This window comes from Curtobacterium sp. MCPF17_046, assembly GCF_003224295.1.
Classification (GTDB): Bacteria; Actinomycetota; Actinomycetes; order Actinomycetales; family Microbacteriaceae; genus Curtobacterium.
In genome coordinates, this window is the sequence record NZ_QKLB01000003.1 from 269,370 (window position 1) to 294,339 (window position 24,970).

Consider the following 24,970-nt stretch of genomic DNA (forward strand, 5'->3'; position numbering starts at 1 on the left):
CACGAGGTCATCCCCGCGGTGTCTACTGCGTGTGCTCGGGGGAGTGGAGCGCGGTCGCCGACGGGTGGTCGAGCGACCGCGCCTTCCCCCGCCGCACCGTCCGCCGCACGTGCCTCAGACGCGCTCGAGCAGGTGCCGCTCGGTCACGTCGGCGAGGGCCAGCGTCCGGTACCCGGCGGACTCGAAGAACACCGTCAACCGGTCGTCCTCGGTGCTCATGACCGTGCCCCGCCCCCACTCGGCGTGCTCGACCGGTGCGTCCGGCGGCCACTCGGCGTCGTGCGAACCGTCCGCCCCGTGCGCGTCGGTGTCGGTCGCGGTGCCCGCCGAGCACGTGTCGCAGTTGCCGCACGGCTCGGGGAGTTCGTCGCCGAAGTACCCGAGCAGGAACTGCCGACGGCAGCCGGTGGTCTCGGCGAAGCGGCGCATCATCTCGATGCGCGACTCCTCCACCCGCTCCCGCTCCTTCGCGTGCGCCTTGGCGAGCTCGACCGCGGCGTCCGCGTCGGCGGGGCCGTCCGGGACACGGCGGAGTCCGTCGGCGGCGTCGGACAGCGCGCCGGCGTCCACCAGGGCGTTGGCGACGCGGGAGGCGGTGCGGGCGGCGAGTCCGGAACGCTCGGCGACCTCCGACCGGGGCAGGACCCCGTCCTCGGGAACCGCGTCGAAGACCGCCCGGAGCGACGCGGGCCGGGGCGATCCGGAGGCGAAGAACCGGCGGAGCCCGAGGTCCTCGGAGCGGTAGTGCAGTGTCGTGAGGCCGACGTCGCCGTCCCGTCCGGCCCGGCCGACCTCCTGGTAGTAGGCGTCGACGGACTCGGGGACGTCGGCGTGCACGACGAAGCGCACGTCCGGCTTGTCGATGCCCATGCCGAAGGCGCTGGTCGCGACGACGACGTCGAGGGCGCCCTCGAGGAACTCGTGGTGCACGTGTTCACGGTCCCGCACGCGCAGGCCCGCGTGGTACGCCTTGGCGCGGCGACCGCTCTCGACGAGTTCGTCCGCGTAGAGCATGGTCTCGGCACGGGTGGCGACGTACACGATCCCCGCGCCCTCGAGCCCGACCACCTGGGCGACGACCGCGTCACGCTTCTCGTCGGCGTCACTGTGCCGCTGGACCTCGAAGCGCAGGTTCGGGCGGTCGAAGCCCGTCGCGACGACGAGCGGGTCGCGCATCCCGAGCCGCTCGACGATCTCGTTGCGCACGGGAGTCGAACCGGTCGCCGTCATCGCGAGCACCGGAGGACGTCCGAGCCGCTCGATGACCTCGCCGAGCACCAGGTAGTCCGGGCGGAAGTCATGGCCCCAGCTCGAGACGCAGTGCGCCTCGTCGACCGTGACCAGCGCGACCCCGGCCTCCCGCAGCCGGTCGACGACCTCGTCCTTGGCGAGCTGCTCCGGGGCGAGGAAGACGTAGCGGGCCGCCCCGGACGCGACGGCGTCCCACGCGTCCTCGAGCTCGCGGTGCGCCCGGGTCGCGTTGATCGTCACCGCGCGGGGTGCGTCCGGGTGGTCCTCGATCCCCACGACCTGGTCCTCCTGCAGGGCCACGAGGGGCGAGACCACGACGACGGGGCCGTCCAGTGCGAGGGCGGCGACCTGGTAGATCGCGGACTTGCCGGAACCGGTCGGCATGAGGGCGAGGGCGTCACGGCCCTCGAGGACGGCGTCGACCACGGTCTCCTGCGCGTCGCGGAGTTCCCAACCGAAGACCTCGGCGGTACGGGTACGGAGTTCGTTCTGCACCCGATCGACGGTGCACGATCCGGCCTGGTCGGTCGCCCGGAGACGGCGTACCCCGGACGACAGGGGTCGGCGGCGGCGCGGGGCAGCGCGTTCTCCACCGGGGCACCGCGCGTCCACCTGCCAGCGCTAGGCTCGGTCGCGGCCGTTGTCTCGACATCGAGCGACCCTCGATGTGGAGGCGCGACCGGACACCGATGCCGATCGCACGAACCGTGCGGGAAGAAGAACAGCGTGGATCTTTTCGAGTACCAGGCCAGGGACCTCTTCGAGTCCTACGGCGTCCCCGTCCTCCAGGGGATCATCGCCGACACCCCCGAGCAGGCGAAGGCGGCTGCCGAGCAGATCGGCGGCGTCGTGGTCGTCAAGGCGCAGGTGAAGGTCGGTGGCCGTGGCAAGGCCGGCGGCGTCAAGGTCGCGAAGACCCCGGACGAGGCGTTCGAGCACGCGCAGGCGATCCTCGGCCTCGACATCAAGGGCCACACCGTGCAGCGCGTCATGGTCGCGCAGGGTGCCGACATCGCCGAGGAGTTCTACTTCTCGGTGCTGCTCGACCGGGCGAACCGCTCCTACCTGTCGCTCACCAGCGTCGAGGGCGGCATGGAGATCGAGCAGCTCGCGGTGGAGAAGCCCGAGGCGCTCGCCCGGGTCGAGGTGAACCCGCTCACGGGCATCAACAAGGAGGCCGCGCTCGACATCGCGCGTCAGGCGAACTTCCCATCCGAGCTCCAGGACCAGGTCGCGGACGTCTTCGTGAACCTCTACGACGTGTTCGCGGGCGAGGACGCCACCCTCGTCGAGGTGAACCCGCTGGTCCGCACCGGCGACGGGCAGATCCTGGCCCTCGACGGCAAGGTCTCCCTCGACGAGAACGCCGACTTCCGCCACGAGGGGCACGCGCAGCTCGAGGACACCGCGAGCGAGGACCCGCTCGAGGCCAAGGCGAAGCAGCACGGCCTCAACTACGTGAAGCTCGACGGCCAGGTCGGCGTCATCGGCAACGGCGCCGGGCTCGTCATGTCGACGCTCGACGTCGTCGCCTACGCCGGTGAGCGCCACGGTGGTGTGAAGCCCGCCAACTTCCTCGACATCGGCGGCGGCGCCTCGGCCGAGGTGATGGCCAACGGCCTCGACGTCATCCTCGGCGACCCGCAGGTGAAGAGCGTCTTCGTGAACGTCTTCGGCGGCATCACCGCCTGCGACGCCGTCGCGAACGGCATCGTCGCCGCGCTCGGCATCCTCGGCGACGCGGCCACCAAGCCGCTCGTCGTCCGCCTGGACGGCAACAACGTGGACGAGGGCCGACGGATCCTGGCGGAGGCAGCGCACCCGCTCGTCACCGTCGCCGCGACCATGGACGATGCGGCCGAGAAGGCCGCCGAGCTCGCCGCGGCCGCGGCGTAAGGAGCACCAGAGCAATGTCGATCTTCCTCAACAAGGACTCCAAGGTCATCGTCCAGGGCATCACGGGCGGTGAGGGCACGAAGCACACCGCCCTCATGCTCAAGGCCGGCACGCAGGTCGTCGGCGGTGTCAACGCCCGCAAGGCCGGCACCACCGTCACGCACGGCGACGTCGAGCTCCCCGTCTTCGGCTCGGTGCGCGAGGCCATCGACACCACCGGTGCCGACGTCTCGATCGTCTTCGTCCCGCCGGCGTTCGCGAAGGACGCCGTGATGGAGGCCGTCGACGCCGAGATCCCCCTCGTCGTCGTCATCACCGAGGGCATCCCGGTGCAGGACGCCGCGGTGTTCTGGGCGCACGCCAAGGCGCTCGGCGGGAAGACCCGGATCATCGGGCCGAACTGCCCCGGCATCATCACCCCGGGGGAGTCGCTCGTCGGCATCACCCCGGCGACGATCACCGGCAAGGGCCCGATCGGCCTCGTCTCGAAGTCCGGCACCCTGACCTACCAGATGATGTACGAGCTGCGTGACCTGGGCTTCTCGACCGCCATCGGCATCGGCGGCGACCCGGTCATCGGGACGACGCACATCGACGCGCTCGCCGCGTTCGAGGCCGACCCGGAGACCGAGGCCATCGTGATGATCGGTGAGATCGGCGGCGACGCCGAGGAGCGCGCCGCCGACTACATCAAGGCCAACGTCACGAAGCCGGTCGTCGGGTACGTCGCGGGCTTCACGGCGCCGGAGGGCAAGACGATGGGCCACGCCGGCGCGATCGTGTCCGGTTCCGCCGGCACCGCCGAGGCGAAGAAGCAGGCGCTCGAGGCGGCCGGCGTCAAGGTCGGCAAGACGCCGTCCGAGACGGCCGCGCTGCTGCGCGAGGTCATCGCCGCGCGCTGACGCGCGCTCCTGTCGGACGGGAGGCTCGGTGCGGGACCCGCGCCGAGCCTCCCGTCCTGCGCGGGGTCGGGCACGTATCCTCGCTGCGATGAACCGCCTCGGAACCGCCCTCCTCGCCGTGATCGAAGCGATCGTGACGGTCGGCGTCGGCGTGGGCGTCGCCCTCGTGCCGCTCACCCTGCTGTGGGCGTTCGAGTACGGACTCCAGGTCGACTGGAGCGTCTTCTGGACCGCGGCGGGCAACGTCTGGCTCATCGGTCACGGCGTGGACGTCACGTTCACGCTCGGCTCGGCGGCGGCGGAGGCCACCGGGCTCCCCGGGGCGTCCGCACCGATCGTCGTCACCCTCGCAGCCCTCGGGTTCGCCGTCGTCACGGCGTGGCTCGGCGGCCGGGCCGGACGCCGGTTCGCCGAGACGGAGCACCGCGTCACCGGGGTCCTGGTCGGCACCGCGGCGGTCGCCGCCCTCGGCCTGCTGGTCGCCCTCACCGCGACCACGAGTGCCACCCACCCGGTGATCTGGCAGGCCGTCGTGCTGCCCGCGCTCTGGTTCGGCGTCCCGGCCGTCGTCACGGCCGAGGTCTGCCGGCGGCGGCGTGGCCTGGCGGCCGATCCGCTGACCCTCCGGGTGGTGGACCTGGTCGGCCGCATCCCGGCGCTCTGGCGCGGCGTCGTCGGCTTCGGTCTGCGGGCCGGCACCGTCGCGACCGCGTGCGTCGTGGCGGTCGCGGGCGTCCTGGTCGGGTTCGCGCTCCTCGGCTCCTTCGCCGAGGTCATCACGCTCTACGAACGGTCGCACGCCGGTGTCGTCGGCGGCATCGCCATGACGGTCGGCCAGCTCGCGTTCGTCCCGGACCTGGTCGGGTGGGCGACGGCGTGGCTCGTCGGCCCGGGCTTCGCGATCGGCGCCGGGTCGTCCGTGTCGCCCCTCGGGACCGTGCTCGGGCCGCTCCCGGCCGTGCCGTTGCTCGGGGCGCTGCCGACGTCCGGGCACACGTTCGGCCTGGTCTGGATCCTGGTGCCCGTCGTGGCGGGCTTCGTCACCGGTGGACTGCTGCGTCCGCGGCTCGTCCGTGCGCTCGGGTCCGCCGACTCGGCCCTGTACCGGGCGCTCGGCGGGGTCGTGACCGGGCTGGTCGCCGGTGTCCTGACCGGTGTCGTCACCGGGCTCACCGCAGGGTCGGCGGGACCGGGGCGCCTGGCCGTCGTCGGACCGGACGCCCTGGTGGTCGGTGCCGTCGCCGCACTCGAGGTCGGTGTCCCCGCGATCGTCGCGCTCGCGATCGGCAGTGACCTGGTGCGCCTGCCGGAGCGCTCCTGCATCGGTGAGCGCTGGCACGAGGTCGAGGACGACGTCGCCACCGCGGACGCGAGCGCCGACCACGGGTCGCTCATCGCTGCCCTCGACCACGCGGGCGCCGGCCGGACCACCGACGTGCACCGGTTCTCGGTGGACGAGGTGCACGACCCGGTGACGCACGCCAGCACGGACTCCGGTGCGGTTCCCCGAGCGACCGCCGACCTCGACCGTGGCGGCGAGACGCTGACGTCCGACCGTGTGGCGGGCGACGACCAGCCCGGACGCGGCGACGACCGGCCCGGACGCGGTGCGGACGGGGCGGAGCACGGCCGGGATGACACGGGCCTCCCGGCTGCGCCGGACGCGGCGCCGTCCCAGACCGAGGCCGCGCACGCCGAGGCCACCGACGTCGACCTGCCGGACTGGGCGCGGACGGACGCAGTCGCATCCGAGCGTCTGGACGACCACGCGGGCGCTGCCGCCGGGCCGCGCACGCGAGCCGGCGGCGCCGTCGACAGCGTCCGGGCACGTCTCCGTGCCGCTGCCACCGGTGCCCGCGACCGGGCCGGGGACCTGCGGGAGCGGGCCGGCGACCTGCGAGACCGCGCGGACGCCTTGCGGCACCGTTCCGGCGGTGCCGTCCCACCCACGACCGACGCCACACCTGCGCCGCGCGGCTCCGCGGGTCCTGTCCCGCCGCGGACCGACGAGCAGCCGGCCTTCCCGTGGAGCACGGAGGAGTTCGTCGCCGGGCGGGACGACGTGGACCCGGAGCCCCCCGCGCGTCCGGCGCCCCGTGCGGCGACCTGGGACACGACGGACCAGATCCCCGAGGACGAGCTGCCGTGGTGGCGGAGGCCGAAGGGCGACACCGACGCCTGAGCTACCGGCTCACCTTCTTCATCGTCACCGGTGCGCCGAAGTAGTTGACGTGCCCGGCTTCGACGGTCAGCGCTCCACCGCCCCACGTGAAGCGCGCCTTGCGGCCGTAGGCTGCCGCGCTCGTGATGCGCTTCCACGTCCCGCTCAGGCTGCCGGTGCCGGTGTAGGCGCTGGGGGAGTTGCTCGTGTTCGTCATGCACAGGCTGTCCGTACTGCAACCGGGGCCGACGAAGGAGAGGGCACGCTGCGCGGGACCGAGGTCGACCGCCGCGACGATGGTCGACGAGGTACCTGCGGTGTAGGTGGCCACGAGGTGGCCCGAGTCGACGATGTGGTCGATCTCGGCTGTCGACTGCGTCCCCTCGAGTTCCTGCAGCTCCTGGCGCACCGCATCGGTGGCGAACCCGACCCGTGTGGCGACGGAGGTCGTCGGCCGCTCCGGGGCGGCTCCGGCTGGTGCGACCGGCAGGAGCACAGCGGCGACGACGGCGCTCGCCGTCGCGATGCCCACGGTCGTCGAGTGGATGGATGGACGGTTCACGATGACTCCGATCGTCATGGCGGAGGTCGGATCGCCTCCGTCGTCGAACCTACCTACTGGTATTGCACATGTCACGACCGATCGAGGAGTGGACCCCTGACCGCCCGGTCCGGCGCGCAGCCCCGCTAGGGTTGTTCCCGTGCTCGAACTGGTCGTCCTGATCTCCGGTACCGGGTCGAACCTCCGGGCCCTGCTCGAGGCGACCCGCGATGCCGAGTACCCCGCCCGCGTCGTCGCGATCGGGGCAGACCGTGACGCCGAGGGCCTCCAGCTCGGCGAGGAGTACTCGATCCCGACCTTCACGGTGCCGTTCACGCGCTACGCGACCCGCGCCGAGTGGGGCGAGGCGCTCGCCGAGCAGATCCGCCCGTGGACGCCCGACCTGCTGGTGCTGTCTGGGCTCATGCGCCTGCTGCCGCCCGCGGTCGTGGCGGAGTTCGGACCGTCGGTCATCAACACGCACCCGGCGTACCTGCCCGAGTTCCCGGGCGCGCACGGCGTCCGTGACGCCCTGGCCGCCGGCGTGACCGAGACCGGCGCGAGCGTCATCGCCGTGGACGACGGCGTCGACAGCGGACCGATCCTGGCGCAGGAGCGCGTCCCGGTCCTGCCGCACGACACCGAGTCGACCCTGCACGACCGCATCAAGCCCGTCGAACGCCGGCTGCTCATCCAGACCGTCCTCGACATCGCCAACGGACACATCGACCTGAAGGGCACCACCCCCGCATGAGCGTGCACGCCGCCGACCCCAGCCTGTACCGCGACCGGGACGTCGTGCCCGTGCGTCGCGCCCTCATCTCGGTGAGCGACAAGTCTGGGCTGCTCGAGCTCGCCGGCGCCCTCGCCGACGCGGGTGTCGAGCTCGTGTCCACGGGCTCCACCGCGCAGACCATCCGCGACGCCGGGTACGCCGTCACCGACGTCGCGAGCGTCACGGGCTTCCCGGAGTCGCTCGACGGCCGCGTGAAGACCCTGCACCCCGCCGTGCACGCGGGGCTGCTCGCCGACCTCCGCCTCGAGTCGCACGAGCAGCAGCTCACCGACCTCGGGATCGCGCCGTTCGAGCTCGTCGTCGTGAACCTGTACCCGTTCGTCGAGACGGTCGCCTCGGGCGCCGACACCGCGACCGTGGTCGAGAATGTCGACATCGGCGGCCCGGCCATGGTCCGCGCGTCCGCGAAGAACCACCCGAACGTCGCGATCGTCGTCTCGCCCGCCTCCTACGCCGAGGTAGCCGAGGCCGTCCGTGCCGGCGGCACCGACCTCGCCCTCCGCAAGCGCCTCGCCGCGCAGGCCTTCGGCCACACCGCGGCGTACGACACCGCCGTCGCCGCGTACTTCGCGTCCGACGTCGTCGCCGAACCGGTCGCGTCCGGCGCCGACGACCGGGAGGCCCCCAGCGCCTTCCCGGAGCAGCTCACGCTGACCGCGGACCGCACCGCGACGCTCCGCTACGGCGAGAACGCCCACCAGTCCGCGGCGCTGTACACGAGCGCCGACGGCACCGGGATCGCGCAGGCGACCCAGTTGCACGGCAAGGAGATGTCGTACAACAACTACGTCGACGCGGACGCAGCGGTCCGTGCCGCGTACGACTTCGCGGAGCCGGCCGTCGCGATCATCAAGCACGCCAACCCGTGCGGCATCGCGGTCGCCGCTCCCGACGCATCCGACCCGATCGCCTCCGCGCATGCCGCCGCGCATGCCTGCGACCCGCTGTCGGCGTTCGGCGGGGTCATCGCGGCGAACCGTCCGGTCACGCTGGGCATGGCCGAGACGATCGCCGACATCTTCACCGAGGTCGTCGTGGCTCCCGCGTTCGACCCCGAGGCACTCGAGGTCCTGTCCCGCAAGAAGAACATCCGCCTGCTCACGCTGCCGGGGGACTTCGCGCTCGCCGAGCGTGAGGTCAAGCAGATCTCGGGCGGCTTCCTCGTGCAGGACGCCGACCGCTTCACCGGGTTCGACCAGTCCGCGTGGACCCTGGTCTCCGGCGAGCCGGCCGACGAGCAGACCCTCGCCGACCTGGCCTTCGCGTGGAAGGCCAGCCGTGCGGTGAAGTCGAACGCGATCCTGCTCGCGAACCAGGGCGCGAGCGTCGGGGTCGGCATGGGGCAGGTGAACCGCGTCGACTCGTGCCACCTCGCCGTGAACCGCGCCGGGGACCGCGCTGCCCGTTCGGTCGCCGCGTCGGACGCGTTCTTCCCGTTCGCCGACGGCTTGCAGGTCCTGCTCGACGCCGGGGTGCGTGCGGTCGCCCAGCCGGGCGGCAGCGTCCGGGACGACGAGGTCATCGCGGCCGCGACGGCAGCCGGCGTCACGATGTACTTCACGGGCGAGCGACACTTCTTCCACTGAGCGCCGATCCGTCGGGCACGGCGGCGTCGCGCGGACCAGCACGCGTTGCTGGTTGCGCGCTGAGAGTCGCTGCCGATAGTCTGCAGGGCTCTGCGGCCTCAGCCGACGACTGCTCCACGGGTCGGCGGCACCGCGGACACGACGGTGACGAAGACGACGACTGGAGTGACGATGGACACGACGACCGGCACCACGGCAACGGGGGCCCGGACGACACGGACGTCCATCAGCGGGACCGCTCCCGACGCACGACGCGCCCGTCGCGCCGTCGCGTCGTCCCCGTCCGCGGGGGCACCCGTCGTCCCGGCGACGCCGACCGCGTAGAGCCGCCTCCCGCACCCGCCGGGCCGGATCCGGCCCAGCCCGACCGAGCGCCAGGGACACGTGTCCCCGTCGCCTCCGACCGGATGCCGATCCGGCCCACCGATGGACGCCGTCCCGACGACGACCGCGGCACCGTGACCGGGCAACCGGCCGACCAGACCACGCAACGCACCCCGGGCCTCCCGTCCGGACAGGGCCAGCCCCTGGCCGACGGGACCCGGCACGAAGCACGAGGACGCATACGCATGTCCCAGGGACCCGATCGGGAACCGGCGCCGACCCCGGCGCGACCGTCCACCGCCCGCGCGCTCGGACGGCTCTGGCCCTACGTCCAGCCCTACCGATGGCGTCTGCTCGGCGGGATGCTGGCGGCGCTCGGCGCCTCCGTCGTCGCGCTCGCCATCCCGTACGTCCTGCAGGCCCTCGTCGACGGGCCGCTCGCATCCGGGGACGGCGGACTCATCCTGCCCGCCGGAGCCGCGGTGCTCGCGCTCGGTGTCCTCGAGGCGTTCTTCATCGCCTCGCGCCGGAAGCTCGTCATGCGGCCGTCGACCCGCATCGAGGCGAGCATGCGGAACGCGCTCTACGCGAAGCTGCAGGACCTGCCCGTCGCGTTCCACGACCGGTGGGAGTCCGGGCAGCTGCTGTCCCGCTCGGTGTCCGACCTGTCGCTCATCCGGCGCTGGCTGGCGTTCGGCATCGTGCTCCTCGTCGTGAACGTCGTGACGATCGTCATCGGGTTCGCCGTGCTCTTCACGTTCGGCTGGCAGCTCGGCCTCATCTTCCTGGTGGCGTCGATCCCGGTGTGGGTGAACAGCGTCCTGTTCGAGCGGAAGTACTCGATCGTCGCCCGCCGCAGCCAGGACCAGGTCGGCGACCTCGCGACGAGCGTCGAGCAGTCGGTGCACGGCATCCGCGTGCTCAAGGCGTTCGGGCGGGGCCGGTACAAGCTCGACGAGTTCGCCGAGCAGGCCGAGCAGCTGCGCGGCACCGAGATCGAGAAGGCCAAGGCGATCGCGGCGATCTGGCTGTGGCTGCTGCTCGTGCCGGACGTGGCGTTCGCGCTCTGCCTGCTCGCCGGCATCTGGCTCGCCAGCCAGGGGGACCTCAGCGTCGGGCAGCTCTTCGCGTTCTTCGCGACCGCGACCGTGCTGCGCTTCCCGATCGAGTCGATCGGGTTCTTCCTGTCGATGACGTTCGACACCCGCACCGCCGTGGACCGGTACTTCGAGGTCATGGACTCCGAGAACACGATCACGGACCCCGCGGAGCCGAAGACCATCACCGAGCCGCACGGTGCGCTCTCGTTCAACGCGACGCACTTCCGCTACCAGGACTCCCCGCCGCAGTTCCCCGACCTGGTGGACGGCGTCGAGCTGCACCTGCAGCCCGGCGAGACGATGGCGCTCGTCGGACTCACCGGCTCCGGCAAGACGACCCTGCTGTCGCTCGTGCCCCGGTTGTACGACGTCACCGGCGGGTCCGTCACGATCGACGGCGTCGACGTGCGGGACCTCACCCGAGCCGAACTCCGACGGCACGTCGCGGTCGCCTTCGAGGACGCGACCCTGTTCTCGTCGAGCGTGCGCGACAACGTCCTGCTCGGCCGCCCGGACCTGACCGGGGCGGAGGCCGAGCGGATCATGCGCGAGGCCCTCGACATCGCGCAGGCGTCCTTCGTGGACGACCTGCCCGAGGGCGTCGACACCCGGGTCGGAGAAGAGGGGCTGTCGTTGTCCGGCGGGCAGCGGCAGCGACTCGCGCTCGCCCGGGCGATCGCGGCGCGGCCGAGCGTGCTCGTCCTCGACGACCCGCTGTCGGCGCTCGACGTGGACACCGAGGCCCGGGTGGAGGCCGGTCTCCGCCGGGTCCTCGCCGACACGACCTCGCTCATCGTGGCCCACCGTCCGTCGACCGTGACGCTCGCGGACCGGGTGGCGCTCATGGAGGACGGCCGCGTCACCGCCGTCGGCACGCACGCCGAGCTGATGGCCACGAACGAGCACTACCGCGCCGTCATCTCGTCGCTCGACGACGACGACGCAGACGACCGAGAGGAGGCGATGGCATGAGCGACGAGACCGACCAGGACGCGCGCGTGACCGTCGACCAGGAACCCACGGGCGGATCGGTGCCGGTGGCGCAGGTCGGCACCGGCACACAGGCAGCCGAGGCAGCGGCCCCGGTCACCGCGTCGATCACCGTGCACGGGGTGCGCGGCGAGGAACGCGAGGACTTCACGAAGGCCGAGAGCCGTCGCCTGCGGCGCCGGTCGCTCGCGCTGCTCGGCTCGCTCGCCGCGCCGCTGCGGGCACGGCTCTGGGGCATCGCCGTCGTCGTGGTGCTCGCGACCGCCGGGCAGGTCGCCGGTCCGGCGCTCATCGCCTGGGGCATCGACCACGCCCTGCCCACCGTGCTCGACCGGGACGACTGGGCGCCGGCGTTCCTCGTCGTGGGGTCGTACATCACGATCGCGGTCGTCGGTGCCGTCCTCACCGCCTGGTACACCGTGCTGTCCGCGCGGATCAGCCAGGCGATCCTGTTCGACCTGCGGAAGCGGGTGTTCCTGCACACGCAGCGGCTCTCGCTCGAGTTCCACGAGACGTACACCTCGGGCCGGATCATCTCCCGCCAGACGAGCGACCTCGACTCGATCCGGGAACTGCTCGACTCCGGGTTGAACCAGCTCATCCAGGGCGTGCTGTACATGCTCTTCACCGCGGTGGCGCTCGTGCTCCTCGATCCGACCTCCGGCCTGGTGCTCGCGGTCGCCCTCGTGCCGCTGTGGTTCCTGACCCGGTGGTTCCAGCAGCGCTCGCAGCAGCTCTTCCGGTCCACCCGGACGACGAGTGCCCGCGTGATCGTGCACTTCGTCGAGACGATGACCGGCATCCGCGCGGTGCAGGCGTTCCGCAAGGAGTCCCGCAACGAGGTCGAGTACGGCGAGCAGGTCGAGCAGAACCGGCAGGCGAACGCCCGCGTGTTCAACCTGTTCGGGATCTTCGACCCGGGTCTGGTGCTCATCGGGAACGCGACGCTCGCCGCGGTCGTCATCGTCGGCGGCTTCCGGGTCGTCGGCGGGTCGCTCGAGATCGGCGCGCTGCTCGCGGTCGCGCTGTACGCCAAGCGGTTCTTCGACCCGGCGCAGGAACTCGCCATGTTCTACAACAGCTACCAGTCGGCCTCGGCGGCGATGGAGAAGATCTCCGGCGTCCTCGAGGAGCAGCCGAGCGTCCCGGACCCGGCGAAGCCGGTGAAGCTGCCGGACGCGGCCGGCCGGGTCGACTTCGAGCACGTCACGTTCGCCTACAAGGAGGACCGCGTCGTGCTGCCGGAGTTCGACCTGCACATCCCGGCGGGGCAGACCATCGCGCTCGTGGGGTCCACCGGTGCCGGCAAGTCGACGCTCGCGAAGCTCATGGCGCGGTTCTACGACCCGACCTCGGGCGCGGTCACCCTGGACGGCGTCGACCTGCGGGACCTCGACCCGAAGGACATGCGCCGGGCGGTCGTCATGGTGACGCAGGAGGCGTACCTGTTCTCCGGCTCGGTGGCGGACAACATCGAGCTCGGTCGACCGGGAGCCTCCCGAGCGGACATCGTGGCGGCGGCGAAGGCGGTCGGCGCCCACGCGTTCATCACGGCACTGCCGGACGGGTACGACACCGACGTGAACAAGCGCGGCGGCCGGGTGTCGGCAGGCCAACGGCAGCTGCTGTCGTTCGCCCGCGCGTTCCTGGCGGACCCGAAGGTGCTCATCCTCGACGAGGCCACGGCGTCGCTCGACATCCCGTCGGAGCGGCTCGTGCAGGAGGGGCTCGAGACCCTGCTCGCCGACCGGACCGCGGTGATCATCGCGCACCGGCTGTCGACCGTCGCGATCGCCCACCGGGTGCTCGTGATGGAGTACGGCCGCATCGTCGAGGACGGCACGCCCGCCGACCTCATCGCCGGGACGGGGCGGTTCTCGCAGCTGCACGCGGCCTGGCGGGACTCGCTGGTCTAGTGATGATGTCCGTGAAGGGGGTGCGTCCCGTCCGGGGCGGGACCGGACGCCGTGGTTTGCTGGGGGGATGAGCAGCAACGACGTCCAGCCGGGAGGCGTCGCCCTGCGCGACCCCTTCGTCGGCGCCCCCTTCGCCGAGGCCGTCCGGCGGTTCTGGCGGAAGTACACGGTGTTCACCGGCCGGGCGTCCCGCTCCGAGTTCTGGTGGTGGTGGCTCACGTCGTTCGCGGTCGGCCTCGTGCTGCAGCTCGTGCCGCAGGCGTTCACCCCGGACGCCCCGCTGCTCGAGAACCCCGTCGGGTCCTACCTGTTCGTGCTCTGGGCCCTCGTGACGCTCGTCGGCGGGCTGGCCCTCGGGGCGCGGCGGCTGCACGACGCGAACCTGTCCGGCTTCTGGCAGTTCCTGCACGTGCTCCCGGGCATCGGGTCGCTCGTGCTCTTCGTGTTCTTCCTGCTGCCGTCGAACCCGAAGGGCACGCGGTTCGACCTGCAGCCCGGCCCGGCGACGCCCGGCCCGGCGACGCCCGGCTCGGGGACGTCCGCGCGGCGCTAGTCCGACCGGTCGTCCGCGGTCGGCGACCAGCGCGCACGGCGCATGTCGAGCCTCCAGGCCGCGTCGTCGTCGACCGCACGCGTCGGGCGCAGCGGCGTGCCCTCGGCGCGGTAGTGCTCGAGGGCGCGTGCCTCGTGGCGGACCGGTGGCAGCCCGCCGGCCCGGACGACCCGCCACCAGGGCAGGTCGGCGCCCTCGTGGGCCATCACCTTGCCGACCGCACGGGAGGCACGGGAGCCGAGCACGGCGGCGACGTCGCCGTACGTCATCACACGACCCGGCGGGATGGCACGGACGACCGCCGCGACGGCGGCACCGAAGTCGTCCGCGCCCTCGCGGGACGACGGGGCCGACACGACGGCGCCTAGAGCGTCAGCGCCGCGAAGTGGTCGCCGTACTGGGTCTCGCCGATCACCCGGAAGCCGATCGCCTCGAAGAACGCCGCCGGGCTGCCGGCACCGGGCTCGTAGACCACGGTCAGGCGCTCGAAGCCGCGCTTGCGGGCCTCCTCGGCCAGACCGTGCACGGCGAACCGGCCGACACCGCGGCCCTGCGCGTTCGCGGCGACGTTGACCCGCCAGATGCAGCTGCGCAGTTCCTCCTGCGCGTTGTCGGCGTCGAAGCTGCCGATGATGAGCCCGACGACCTCGTCCCCGTCCAGGACGACCCGCGGCCACGAGGCGCTCGGCTTCACGTCCGACTCGGCCTGCGCGTACGAGGTCGGCTGGACGAACTGCTCCTGCCCCGGCTTCAGCGTCAGCGAGTTGGCCGCTGCGGCGGTCGCTGCGGAGAGTTCTTCGAGGCGGAGGTCCGTCATGTCGGTCAGGCTAACGGTGCGGGCGGGTCGGATGCCAGCGGTGCGACGGAGGCAGCGTGCTCCGGCGGTATCGTCGCTCGGGTGGCGGAGCATCGACGTGGGGCGAACCTGCCGTCGCTGGGCGGCTTCAACCGCACGGTCGTGCTCGACGCCGTCCGCCGCTCACCCGACGGGCTGAGCCGCGTCGAACTCGCGGCCCGCACCGGCCTCAGCCCGCAGACGGTCTCGAACGTCACCCGGTACCTCATCGACGGCGGCATGATCGTCGAGTCCGGCACGGTGGTGTCCGGGCGCGGCAAGCCGCGCACGATCCTCCGTCTGGAGGCCCGCAGTCGCTTCGCCGTCGGGGTGCACGTCGACCCCGCGGTCGTCACGTACGTGCTGCTCGACCTGGCGGGTGCGGTGGTGGCCGAGGCCACCACGTCGACCCCGAGCGCCGAGGACCCGGAGCAGGTGATCCGGACGATGGCGTCCGCGGTCGACGAACTCGTCCGTCGCGCCGACGTCGACCCCGACGCCGTGCTCGGGGTCGGGGTCGCCTCGCCGGGGCCGATCGACGCGGCCGCCGGCATCGTGCTCGACCCGCCGTTCCTGCCGCGGTGGCGGGACGTGGCGCTCCGGGACGCCCTCGGCGACGCGACCGGGTACCCCGTGCTCCTCGAGAAGGACGTCACCGCCGCGGCGGTCGGCGAGTTGTTCCTGGCGCGGGAGGCAGCGGCGCGGGACTTCGCGTTCGTGTACTTCGGCACCGGGTTCGGCGTCGGGCTCGTCATCGACCACGAGCCCGTCCGCGGGTCCGGGGCGAACGCCGGGGACGCCGGACACATCATGGTCGACCAGGGGGGCCTCGCCGGCACGCCCGACGGCGAGGGTGCGCGTGGCGAGGTCGGGGCCACCGTGACGCCCGACCGGCTCGTGCGGATCGCGGCGGAGCGTGGCGTCCCGCTCGGGGACGTGGACGAGCTCGCGGTCGACGGGGCGGACGCCGGGGTCGACCTCGCGGCCGTCGACCGGGCGTGGGACGCGCTCGGGGACGCGGTCGCGGCCGGGGACCCGGTCGCGTCGGCGTTCGCGGCCGAGGTCGGCACGGTGATGGGACGGGCGGTGGTCGTCATCGTCAACCTCCTCGACGTGGACCGGGTCGTCTTCGGCGGGCCGTTCTGGTCGCGGATCGCACCCGCTGCCCTCCCGGCGGCGACGGCGGCGATCGCCGGGTCGCCGATCCTCGTCCCGAAGCACCCCGTGACCGTGGTCGAGAGCCAGCGCGGTGCGGACGTGGCCGCGGTCGGGGCGGCCTGCCTGGTGCTCGACGCGGCGCTGTCGCCGCGCGCGAGCACGTTGCTCATCGCGCACTGAGGGTCGCGCACGCTCGGTAGCCTCGGACCGTGCAGCACGTCGAGGTCCTCCGGTACACCGCGTTCGCCGACCCGCGGGCCGGTGCGCACGGCGGCAACCCGGCCGGGGTCGTCCTCGACGCCGCGGCCCTCACCGACGACGAGATGCTCGCGATCGCGCAGCGGGTCGGGTACTCCGAGACCGCCTTCGTCACCGGGTGGGACGGGGACCGGGTCTGGGTGCGCTACTTCTCCCCGGCCGCCGAGGTGCCGTTCTGCGGCCACGCGACGGTCGCGCTCGCGGTGGCGATCGCCGAGCGGCAGGGGCCCGGGCAGCGGGTGTTCGTCACACGGTCGGGCGACGTCGTGCTCGACACGGTCCGGTCCGCGGGCGTCGTGCAGGTCGCGATGACGAGCGTCGTGCCCGCGACCCGGCCGCTGCCCGACGATCGGCTGCTGCCGCTGCTCGACCTGCTCGGACTCGTGCCGGACGACCTCGACGCGGCGCACCCGCCCCTCGAGGCCTTCGCCGGCAACTGGCACCCCGTGCTCGTGCTCGCCGCCGCGGACCTGTTCCACCAGTTCCGGTTCGCCCCCGCGGCGCTCGCCGACCTCATGCGACGGAGCGGCTGGCCGGCGACCGTGACCGTGCTGCACCCGGTGACACCGGGGGAGTACGAGGCACGGAACCTGTTCCCGGTCGGCCGCATCACGGAGGACCCGGCGACGGGATCGGCCGCCGCGTCCGTCGGGGCGTACCTGCGGGAGACCGGCGTAGCCGTGCCGGGTGACCGGGTCGTGATCCGGCAGGGGCGGCACGTCGGACGGCCGAGCGTGCTGCTCGTCGACGTGCCCGTGAGCGGCGGCGTCACCGTCACCGGCGGGGCGACCCCGATCCGGTAGCCGCGCTGCCCGGGCCCGGGACCGGCACGGACCCGGGCCGGTCGCAGTCGAGCCGACCGGCCGCTTCGCGCGCAGCGACACCGTTCGTGCTCGCTGACGCGGAGAACGTCGCGCAGCGCGAACCAAGCCGGGCGGACCGCCCACGCCGCCGCAGGTCACGAACCGGACGCGCTTCCCGTCGAACGCTTGACAACGTTCAAATCCATACGATGGACTAAACCCGCAACGCGGGCAACGGAGTCCGCGACCTTCACCCGTGCAAAGGAGCACCGATGAAACGCACCCGCATCATCGCCGGATTCGCCGCCGTGGCCGTCGCCTCGGTCGGACTCGCCGGCTGCTCGAGCTCGGGGTCCGCCTCGAGCGACACGATCAAGATCGCCTACCAGAAGTTCGGCGCCTTCCAGCAGCTCGACGCCCAGATGAAGGTCGTCAAGAAGGAGTACGAGGAGGCGAACCCCGGCAAGGAGGTCGAACTCGTCCCGATCCAGGCGCAGGAGGACGACTACGCCACGAAGCTCGCGCTGATGAACCGGGCACCCGCGACCGCGCCCGACGTCATCTACGAGGACACGTTCCGCATCAAGGCCGACGCCGATGCCGGCTACCTGCAGCCGATCGACCGGTTCACCGAGAAGTGGGACGAGTGGGACCAGTTCTACGACAACGCGAAGCAGGCGGGTGAGGGGGAGGACGGCAAGATCTACGGCGTCCCGATGGGCACCGACACCCGTGCGCTCTGGTACAACAAGGAGATCTTCGAGAAGGCCGGTCTGCCCGTGCCGTGGAAGCCGGAGACCTGGGACGACGTCCTCGCCGCCGCGAAGACCATCAAGGAGCAGCAGCCGGACGTCATCCCGTTCAACATCTACTCCGGCAAGGCGCAGGGCGAGGCCTCGACCATGCAGGGCTTCGAGATGCTGCTCTACGGCGCGGACGGCGACGGCAACACGCTGTACCGCGACGGCAAGTGGGTCGTCGGCTCGGAGCAGTTCCAGGACTCGCTGCAGTTCATCGAGGACGTCTACCAGGGCGACCTCGGGCCCACGCCGCAGCAGGCCCTCGACACCAACATCGGGACGACGATCACGCAGACGTGGCTGCCGGAGGGCAAGCTCGCGATCGACCTCGACGGTTCGTGGCAGTCCGGCACCTGGCTGGAGTCCGGCACCGCCCCGTGGGCCGAGTGGAACGACGTGATGGGTCAGGCGCCCTTCCCGACGCAGAACGGCCAGGAACCGGGCTACAACTCGATGTCCGGCGGCTGGACGCTCGCGGTCGGTTCGAAGTCGGGGAACCCGCAGGACGCGTTCGACTTCATCACGATGTTCCTCGACAAGGACGGCTCCATCAAGTACGACTCGGAGAACAGCCAGATCGCCGTCCGCAAGGACGTCGCCGAGGACCCGGCGTACACCGGCGCGAACCCGACCTTCGAGTTCTTCTCCGGGCTCGTGGAGCACACGAACTTCCGTCCGGCGACGAGCGAGTACGCACAGGTCTCGAACGCCATCCAGGTCGCGATGGAGTCCGTGATGACCGGTCAGCAGTCGCCCGCCGAGGCAGCGGCGGTCTACGACAAGGCCGTCGAGGGCGTCGTCGGCAAGGACGCCACCGTCGCCGGCTGACCGGCCGGCACCACCTGACGGGAGGCGCGGTGCCCGTCCGCCCCGCGCCTCCCGACAGCCCCCCATCTCCGGAACCCTCTCCGCACCCGGAAGGCATCCACCGTGTCCAGCACCCCCCTCGCGCCGACGCTGTCGGCCCCCGGTTCGCCGAACCGCGCCGACCCACCCTCGCCGCGGAAGCGGCGCCCGATGCGGAACGCGACGCGCGTCGTCCCGCTCCTGCCCGCCGTCGTCCTGCTCGTCGTGTTCCTGCTCGGGCCGGTCATCTCGTCGTTCTACGGCTCCTTCACGAACGCGGCGCTGACCGGCATCGACGCCGCGGACCAGCAGTTCGTCGGCTTCCAGAACTACGTCGAGCTCTTCCAGGACCCGGACTTCCCGAAGTCCGTGGTCCTGACGATCGTGTTCCTCATCGCCTCGGCGGTGGTGGGGCAGAACGTGCTCGGCCTCGGCCTCGCGCTGCTCATGCGCAGCGCGAACCGGGTCGTCCGCGGCGTCGTCGGCACCTTCGTCGTCGCCGCGTGGGTGCTGCCCGAGATCGTCGCCTCGTTCGCGGCGTACGCGTTCTTCCACGACGAGGGGACGCTGAACTCGTTCCTCGCGTCCTTCGGCGTCAGCGGGCCGAACTGGCTCTACACGTACCCGATGATCGCGGTCATCCTCGCGAACGTCTGGCGCGGGACGGCGTTCTCGATGCTCGTCTACTCGGCCGCCGTGCAGGAGGTCCCCGAGGAGATCACCGAGTCCGCCGAGGTCGACGGCGCCACCGGCTGGCAGCGTCTCGTCTACATCACGCTGCCGGTCATCCGCCGCAGCATCTCGACGAACCTCATGCTCACGACGCTGCAGACCCTGTCGGTCTTCACCCTCATCTTCGTGATGACGGGCGGCGGACCGGGCACGAACTCGTCGACCCTGCCGATCCTGGCGTACCAGGAGGCGTTCCAGTTCTCGCAGCTCGGCTTCGGGACGGCGATCGCGACCATCCTGCTCGTGGTCGGCGCGGTCTTCTCGATCATCTACATCAAGGCACTGAAGCCGGAGGTGGACTGACCATGGCCCTCACCGCTGACCGTCCGGTCTCGAACGTCACCCGCTCGGTGACCGCCCCGGGCGCAGTCCACATGACCTCGCCCCGGGGTCGCACCCTCCGGTGGGTGTCGAACATCGTCCTGCTCGTCATCGCGGTGTGCTTCGCGGTGCCGCTGCTCTGGCTCGTGCTCGCATCGGTGGACACGCAGGCGTCGCTGTCGGTGAAGCTGCCGTCGCAGTTCACGCTCGACAACTTCACCCAGGTGCTCACCCCGGAGCTGTCGTTCATCCCGCTCGCGAACAGTCTGCTGCTCTCCGGTGGCACGGCCGTCGTGACGGTCGTCGCCGCGCTCCTCGCCGCGTACCCGCTGTCCCGGTACAAGCTGCGCGTGAACAAGCCGTTCCTGTACAGCATCCTGTTCGGCACCGGTCTGCCCATCACCGCGATGATGGTCCCCGTCTACGCGCTCTTCGTGTCGCTCAACCTCATCGACAACATCTGGGGCTGCGTCTTCTTCCTCGCCGCGACCAGCCTGCCGATGGCGATCTGGATGGCGAAGAACTTCATGGACTCGGTGCCGATCTCGCTGGAGGAAGCGGCCTGGACCGACGGCGCCTCGATGTTCACGACGCTCACCCGCATCGTCGTGCCGCTCATGCGACCCGGCATCGCCGTGGTGTTCATCTTCGTGTTCATCCAGGCGTGGGGGAACTTCTTCGTCCCCTTCGTCCTGCTGCTCTCGCCCGACAAGGTGCCCGCCGCGGTGAGCATCTTCAACTTCTTCGGTCAGAACGGGGCCGTCGCGTACGGGCAGCTCGCCGCGTTCTCGATCGTCTACTCCGTGCCCGTCATCGCCCTCTACGTGCTCGTGTCCCGCGGCCTCGGCGGGGGCAACGCCCTCGCCGGCGGCATCAAGGGCTGACCACCGCACCCCAGCCGCGCTCACCACGCGGAACGAAAGGACCCCCATGCACCAGGACGAACCGCTCGTCGAGGCCCGCATCGCGCGACTCGTGCGGGACCGCGTCGACCCGAACGTCCACCGACGGGCATCGCCGGTGACGATCGAGGCCTGGCAGGTGCCGGACGAACCGGTGCCCTTCGCCGAGGCCGTGCAGCAGACGTACACGCCGTTCACGGTCGGCGAGCCGTGGGGTGCCCGACCGTGGGGCACCACGTGGTTCCGGGTCACCGGCACCGTGCCCGCGGACTTCGGCACCGCGGACGGCACCACCGCCGAGCTCCTCGTCGACCTCGGGTTCAGCAAGCGCCAGCCCGGGTTCCAAGCCGAAGGGCTCGCGTTCCGCCCGGACGGCTCCACCATCAAGGCCATCGAGCCGCGCAACGACACCGTCCCGCTGCAGGTCGGCCCGGGGGAGTCGTTCGAGCTCTACGTCGAGGCCGGCGCGAACCCCGACATCGGCGGCGACGACTTCCAGGGCGCCACCCCGCTCGGCTCGAAGCACACCGCCGGCGACGTCCCGATCTACCGGCTCCGCGCACTCGAGGTCGTCGAACGCGACGACACCGTGTGGGAGCTGCAGCAGGACCTCTGGGTGCTGCGCGGTCTCATGGCCGAGCTCCCGACCGACGGCACCCGTGGCGCCGACGTGCTCCGCGTGCTCGAACGGGCCGCGGACGCACTCGACCCCGACGACGTGGCCGGGACCGCCGCCGACGCCCGCGCCGTGCTGGCGACGGCGCTCGCCGTGCCCGCCAGTGCTGCTGCGCACCGCGCGATCGCCGTCGGGCACGCGCACATCGACTCCGCCTGGCTCTGGCCGGTGCGGGAGACGAAGCGCAAGTGCGCCCGCACGTTCTCGAACGTGCTCGACCTGATGGACCGCGACCCCGACTTCACGTTCGCGTGCTCGTCCGCCCAGCAGTACGCGTGGATGCGGGACGAGTACCCGGAGGTGTTCGGCCGGATCAAGCAGCGCGTCGCCGAGGGGCGGTGGATCCCGGTCGGCGGCATGTGGGTCGAGTCCGACACGAACCTGCCCGGCGGAGAGGCCCTGGCCCGGCAGTTCGTCGCCGGCAAGCGGTTCTTCCTCGAGGAGTTCGGCATCGACACCCCCGAGGCCTGGCTCCCCGACTCGTTCGGGTACACCGGCGCGCTCCCGCAGATCGTGCGCGCCGCGGGGTCGAAGTGGTTCGTCACGCAGAAGCCGTCGTGGAACGAGACGAACGTCATCCCGCACACGTCGTTCCTGTGGGAGGGCATCGACGGCTCCCGGGTCCTCACGCACCTGCCCCCGGCGGACACGTACAACTCCGACGTCTCGCCCGCGGACCTGCACCGGGGGGAGCGGCAGAACAAGGAGCGCGGCGTCGCGAACACCTCGATGCTGCTCTACGGCTTCGGTGACGGCGGTGGCGGTCCGACCCGCGAGATGGTCGCCGCCGCCCGACGCCAGCACGACCTGGACGGCTCGCCCCGCGTCGACCTCGGCACGCCGGCGCAGGTGTTCGAGGAGCTCGAACAGGCGCTGCCCACCCCCGGCGTCTGGTCTGGGGAGATGTACCTCGAGTTCCACCGCGGCACGTACACGTCGCAGGTCCGGACGAAGCAGGGCAACCGCCGCTCCGAGCACCTGCTCCGCGAGGCCGAGCTCTGGGCCTCCACCGCGGCCGTCCGGCTCGGGCAGGCGTACCCGTACGACGAACTCGAGTCGGCCTGGCACACCGTGCTGCTCCAGCAGTTCCACGACATCCTGCCGGGCTCGTCCATCGCCTGGGTCTACGAGAACGCGGAGGCCGAGTACGCCCGCGTCGCAGGTGTCCTCGAGGAGCTGATCGGCACGGCGACCTCCGCACTCGCCACCGGCGGCACGGCCACCGCGGACCAGCCGGGAGGCCCGGCCGCGTCCGCCCCGCAGGTCCGGTTCAACGCGTCCCCGGTGGTCGCCGACGGCGTGACCGCGCTGGGAGCCGCGCCCGTCGACGTGGCGCGGGCCGTGCCTCCCGAGCCGGACGGCGACCGGTTCGTCTTCGACACCGGTGCGGTCGTCGCGACCGTCGACGCGGCCGGGCACGTCGTGTCGTTCGTGGAGCGGGCCTCCGGGCGGGACGCCGTCGCCCCGGGCGCCGCAGCGGCTGAGTACACCGTGTTCCGCGACACCCCGAACCAGTGGGAGGCGTGGGACATCGACCGGGCGTACCAGCGCCACGGGTCCGCGCTCACCGCGACGAGCGTCACGGTCGAGGGTGACGCGCTCGTCGTCGTCCGTCCGTTCGGCAGCTCGACCGTGACCACCCGGTACACGGCGACCGAGGGGCAGCCCGAGCTGGTCGTCGAGACCGAGGTCGACTGGCACGAGCAGCAGAAGCTCCTCAAGCTGGCGTTCCCGCTCGACCTCAAGGCCGACCAGGCGTCGAGCGAGATCCAATTCGGGCACATCGACCGGCCGACGCACCAGAACACCTCGTGGGACTTCGCACGGTTCGAGACGAGTGCGCACCGGTGGGTGCACGTCGCCGAGCCGGGCTTCGGGGTCGCGATCGCGAACGACTCGACCTACGGGCACGACGTCACGCGGAGCACCCGGGCGGACGGCGGGACCACCACGCAGGTGCGGGAGTCCCTCGTGCGCGGGCCGAAGTTCCCCGACCCCGAGGCCGACCAGGGGCACCACGTGTTCCGCACGGTGCTGCGCGTCGGCGCCTCGGTGCTCGACGCCGCCGACTCCGGGTACCGGCTCAACCTGCCGGTGCGGACGGTGCCCGGCGACACGGCCGTCGAACCGCTCGTCACCGTGTCGTCGCCGCAGGTGTTCGTCGAGGCCGTGAAGCTCGCCGAGGACCGGAGCGGGGACGTCGTCGTGCGGCTGTACGAGGCGCTCGGCGGTCGGGCGACCGACGTCGGCGTGGACTTCGGGTTCGACGTCGCCGGCGTCACCCGGGTGGACCTGCTCGAACGACCGCTCGACGACGGGACGTGGGAGGACGGCGGACCCGTCGTGCTGACGCTCCGGCCGTTCGAGATCGTCAGCCTGCGGGTGCGACGGGCGTAGTCGGGCGGGACGACCGCGGCGTCGGACGGGGCTCTGGGTGCACCCGTCCGGCGCCGCTCGTGCATGGTGTGCCCCCTGCACTGGGGGTCCGCGGCGGCCGGTGACCGCTCCGAGCGTGTGTGCGACCTGGGAGTCCGGCCGTGAGCGAGGCGGATCGGGCGTCTCCACCCCGTTCCGAGCAGATGTGACGCATACTCCGGAGACCGGAGATCATGCGTCCGTCGTCGACGAACGCACTGTGCCTCTCCCCCTCAGACAGGTGCCTCCATGGCCGCGTCACCGTTCCTCCGCAGCGTCCTGACGGGTGGTGCCGGTCTGGGCCTCGCAGTGTCGCTCGTCCTCACGGCGTCATCCGGCGCCTCCGCGGCCACCGAGATCGACGGGCCCGTCAAGCTCGGGACCGCTGCCACCTACGGCGTCCTCGGGGCCAGCGCCGTCACCAACACCGGACCGACCGTCGTCAACGGTGACCTCGGCGTCTCGCCCGGCACCGCGGTCACCGGGTTCGGAGCGGCACCGGACGGCGTCGTCACCGGCACGGTCCGGTCCCGCACCGAAGCCGCGCAGGCGCAGCAGGACGCCCGGACCGCGTACGACGCGGCCGCGGCACTCACGCCGAGCGGCGTCGACGTCACCGACCTCGACAACCGTGCCCCGCTCGTCCCCGGGGTCTACTCCGGGGGTGCACTGGACCTGTCGGACGGCAACACGCTCACCCTGGACGGTGACGCGCAGTCGACCTGGGTGTTCCAGGCAGCGTCCACGCTGGTCGTCGGGACGGACACCCGGATCCTGATCACCGGCGGCGCGAGCTCGTGCAACGTCTTCTGGCAGGTCGGTAGCTCCGCGACCATCCAGAGCGGTGCGCAGTTCCAGGGCACCGTCCTCGCCCAGCAGTCCGTCACCGCGGTCACCGGTGCAACGGTCCAGGGCCGCCTGCTCGCCCTGAACGGCGCGGTGACGCTCGACACGAACACGATCACGCCGTCACAGACCTGCCCGCCGCCCGCCACCCCCACGCCGACCGTCGCGCCGTCGATCACCTCCGGCACGCCCACGGACGCGACGACCGGACAGCCCTACAGCCACACCGTGACCGCCACCGGGACGCCGACGCCGACCTTCACCGCCACGGGCCTGCCGACCGGTCTCACGATCGACAGCACCACCGGCGTCATCTCGGGCACCCCGACCGCGCCGGGGTCCTGTCTCTTATACACATCTGC

Annotated in this window: 20 protein-coding genes; 15 read left to right on the forward strand and 5 right to left on the reverse strand. The window is 72.0% G+C overall.

Annotated features, from left to right (window positions below; translation table 11 throughout):
* Positions 1 to 114: 114 nt before the first annotated feature.
* Positions 115 to 1,746, reverse strand: coding sequence for a RecQ family ATP-dependent DNA helicase (locus tag DEJ32_RS04560; RefSeq protein WP_110889237.1), 1,632 nt, complete (start codon positions 1,744 to 1,746; stop codon positions 115 to 117).
* Positions 1,747 to 1,977: 231 nt separating this feature from the next.
* On the opposite strand from DEJ32_RS04560, the gene sucC reads away from it, so the two are divergent.
* The 3 genes from sucC to DEJ32_RS04575 all read left to right on the forward strand — a co-directional run bounded on the left by sucC (position 1,978) and on the right by DEJ32_RS04575 (position 6,231).
* Positions 1,978 to 3,147, forward strand: coding sequence for an ADP-forming succinate--CoA ligase subunit beta (gene sucC, locus DEJ32_RS04565; protein WP_110900445.1), 1,170 nt, complete (start codon positions 1,978 to 1,980; stop codon positions 3,145 to 3,147).
* 14 nt (positions 3,148 to 3,161) lie between these two features.
* Positions 3,162 to 4,049 (forward strand): succinate--CoA ligase subunit alpha, encoded by an 888-nt coding sequence (gene sucD, locus DEJ32_RS04570; RefSeq protein WP_110824176.1) that lies wholly within the window; start codon positions 3,162 to 3,164, stop codon positions 4,047 to 4,049.
* 88 nt (positions 4,050 to 4,137) lie between these two features.
* Positions 4,138 to 6,231 carry a DUF6350 family protein gene (locus DEJ32_RS04575; RefSeq protein ID WP_110900446.1) on the forward strand — a complete coding sequence of 698 codons (2,094 nt, stop codon included), beginning with the start codon at positions 4,138 to 4,140 and terminating at the stop codon, positions 6,229 to 6,231.
* Between the two features lies 1 nt (position 6,232).
* Here DEJ32_RS04575 and DEJ32_RS04580 read toward each other — a convergent pair whose 3' ends face one another.
* Positions 6,233 to 6,772: a hypothetical protein gene (locus DEJ32_RS04580; protein WP_146234073.1), complete on the reverse strand. Its 540-nt coding sequence runs from the start codon at positions 6,770 to 6,772 to the stop codon at positions 6,233 to 6,235.
* A gap of 139 nt (positions 6,773 to 6,911) precedes the next feature.
* On the opposite strand from DEJ32_RS04580, the gene purN reads away from it, so the two are divergent.
* Both purN and purH read left to right on the forward strand, forming a co-directional pair.
* The gene (purN, locus tag DEJ32_RS04585) at positions 6,912 to 7,505 is read left to right on the forward strand and encodes a phosphoribosylglycinamide formyltransferase (RefSeq protein ID WP_110889233.1); all 594 of its coding nucleotides are present in this window, start codon (positions 6,912 to 6,914) and stop codon (positions 7,503 to 7,505) included.
* Positions 7,502 to 9,133, forward strand: coding sequence for a bifunctional phosphoribosylaminoimidazolecarboxamide formyltransferase/IMP cyclohydrolase (gene purH, locus DEJ32_RS04590; RefSeq protein WP_110900448.1), 1,632 nt, complete (start codon positions 7,502 to 7,504; stop codon positions 9,131 to 9,133). Before purN ends, purH begins: the two co-directional genes overlap by 4 nt.
* A 98-nt stretch (positions 9,134 to 9,231) precedes the next feature.
* Here the strand turns inward: purH and DEJ32_RS16450 are convergent, their stop codons facing one another.
* The gene (locus DEJ32_RS16450; RefSeq protein WP_258365820.1) at positions 9,232 to 9,360 is read right to left on the reverse strand and encodes a hypothetical protein; all 129 of its coding nucleotides are present in this window, start codon (positions 9,358 to 9,360) and stop codon (positions 9,232 to 9,234) included.
* A gap of 342 nt (positions 9,361 to 9,702) precedes the next feature.
* On the opposite strand from DEJ32_RS16450, the gene DEJ32_RS04600 reads away from it, so the two are divergent.
* The 3 genes from DEJ32_RS04600 to DEJ32_RS04610 all read left to right on the forward strand — a co-directional run bounded on the left by DEJ32_RS04600 (position 9,703) and on the right by DEJ32_RS04610 (position 14,016).
* Positions 9,703 to 11,529 carry an ABC transporter ATP-binding protein gene (locus tag DEJ32_RS04600; protein WP_110900450.1) on the forward strand — a complete coding sequence of 609 codons (1,827 nt, stop codon included), beginning with the start codon at positions 9,703 to 9,705 and terminating at the stop codon, positions 11,527 to 11,529.
* Between the two features lie 125 nt (positions 11,530 to 11,654).
* Positions 11,655 to 13,463 carry an ABC transporter ATP-binding protein gene (locus DEJ32_RS04605; protein ID WP_110900475.1) on the forward strand — a complete coding sequence of 603 codons (1,809 nt, stop codon included), beginning with the start codon at positions 11,655 to 11,657 and terminating at the stop codon, positions 13,461 to 13,463.
* Between the two features lie 67 nt (positions 13,464 to 13,530).
* On the forward strand, positions 13,531 to 14,016 hold the full coding sequence (locus DEJ32_RS04610; RefSeq protein WP_110900451.1) for a DUF805 domain-containing protein: 486 nt from the start codon (positions 13,531 to 13,533) through the stop codon (positions 14,014 to 14,016).
* On the opposite strand, the gene DEJ32_RS04615 is transcribed toward DEJ32_RS04610, so the two are convergent.
* Both DEJ32_RS04615 and DEJ32_RS04620 read right to left on the reverse strand, forming a co-directional pair.
* A complete protein-coding gene (locus DEJ32_RS04615; RefSeq protein ID WP_110900452.1) occupies positions 14,013 to 14,372 on the reverse strand; it encodes an MGMT family protein in 360 nt (119 codons plus the stop codon). The two genes, DEJ32_RS04610 and DEJ32_RS04615, sit on opposite strands and share 4 nt — an antisense overlap.
* 8 nt (positions 14,373 to 14,380) lie before the next feature.
* Positions 14,381 to 14,833, reverse strand: a complete 453-nt coding sequence (locus DEJ32_RS04620) for a GNAT family N-acetyltransferase (RefSeq protein WP_110824170.1) — start codon at positions 14,831 to 14,833, stop codon at positions 14,381 to 14,383.
* 81 nt (positions 14,834 to 14,914) lie between these two features.
* Here DEJ32_RS04620 and DEJ32_RS04625 point away from each other — a divergent pair, with 81 nt between their 5' ends.
* The 7 genes from DEJ32_RS04625 to DEJ32_RS04655 form a co-directional block, all read left to right on the forward strand.
* Complete coding sequence (locus DEJ32_RS04625; protein WP_110900453.1) at positions 14,915 to 16,189, forward strand: ROK family transcriptional regulator; 1,275 nt, start codon at positions 14,915 to 14,917, stop codon at positions 16,187 to 16,189.
* Between the two features lie 29 nt (positions 16,190 to 16,218).
* Positions 16,219 to 17,070, forward strand: coding sequence for a PhzF family phenazine biosynthesis protein (locus tag DEJ32_RS04630; RefSeq protein WP_110900454.1), 852 nt, complete (start codon positions 16,219 to 16,221; stop codon positions 17,068 to 17,070).
* A gap of 272 nt (positions 17,071 to 17,342) precedes the next feature.
* The gene (locus tag DEJ32_RS04635; RefSeq protein WP_110824167.1) at positions 17,343 to 18,698 is read left to right on the forward strand and encodes an extracellular solute-binding protein; all 1,356 of its coding nucleotides are present in this window, start codon (positions 17,343 to 17,345) and stop codon (positions 18,696 to 18,698) included.
* Between the two features lie 102 nt (positions 18,699 to 18,800).
* Positions 18,801 to 19,751, forward strand: coding sequence for a carbohydrate ABC transporter permease (locus tag DEJ32_RS04640; RefSeq protein ID WP_110900455.1), 951 nt, complete (start codon positions 18,801 to 18,803; stop codon positions 19,749 to 19,751).
* Between the two features lie 2 nt (positions 19,752 to 19,753).
* Positions 19,754 to 20,653 (forward strand): carbohydrate ABC transporter permease, encoded by a 900-nt coding sequence (locus DEJ32_RS04645; RefSeq protein WP_110900456.1) that lies wholly within the window; start codon positions 19,754 to 19,756, stop codon positions 20,651 to 20,653.
* A 46-nt stretch (positions 20,654 to 20,699) separates the two neighbouring features.
* Positions 20,700 to 23,744, forward strand: a complete 3,045-nt coding sequence (locus tag DEJ32_RS04650; RefSeq protein WP_110900457.1) for a glycoside hydrolase family 38 C-terminal domain-containing protein — start codon at positions 20,700 to 20,702, stop codon at positions 23,742 to 23,744.
* 267 nt (positions 23,745 to 24,011) lie between these two features.
* Positions 24,012 to 24,970: ice-binding family protein (locus DEJ32_RS04655; protein WP_110900458.1), on the forward strand; the 959-nt coding region annotated here is incomplete at its 3' end.